This window comes from Sulfitobacter sp. HI0027, from assembly GCF_001634775.1.
In the GTDB taxonomy this organism is placed as follows: domain Bacteria; phylum Pseudomonadota; class Alphaproteobacteria; order Rhodobacterales; family Rhodobacteraceae; genus Sulfitobacter.
Map to the genome: position 1 here is coordinate 1 of NZ_LWER01000257.1, position 540 is coordinate 540.

Annotated in this window: 1 protein-coding gene; it reads right to left on the reverse strand. The window is 53.7% G+C overall.

The window, feature by feature from the left end:
- The coding region (locus A3722_RS15200; RefSeq protein ID WP_067916275.1) for a ParA family protein at positions 1-540 on the reverse strand (540 nt) is incomplete at both ends.

The window sequence follows — 540 nt, forward strand, 5'->3', positions numbered from 1 at the left end:
GCTTGCCCTGTAGAGGTCATTTCCTTGAATCCTGTCCGATGCGCGCACATGGCGTTGAGCCGAGGCACATTCTGGGCATCGAGGGCATCGACAATGGCCTGCGTGATGTTTGTTTGTGTATCCACGTCCATCATCACGACCAGGGCCGGAATCTCCTTTTCCATTGTCTCAGCAACACTTTGAACATGTGAATAGGTTCGCTTGGCTCCCTTGGCGTCAGCTTCGTTGGCCTTCGATGGTATCAGGATGAGATTGGCGGCCGCGATGGCGTGCATTGCCATTGCTGACTTGAAGCCTGCTGTATCCACAAAGATTGCGTCATACGGCGGATCAGCCTTCTTCAATGCCTTGACGGTTGGCAGAAGCTTTTCGTCATCTTCTTCGTATAGCCAGTCGAGATCGGTCTGTTCTTTTTTTGCCCACGATTCCAAGTGCCGCTGAGGGTCTGTGTCAATCACGGCGACCCTTGCACCATCCTGAACCATCAGGCTTGCGATGGCCGTCAGAAGTGTCGTTTTTCCCGCGCCGCCCTTTTCTTGC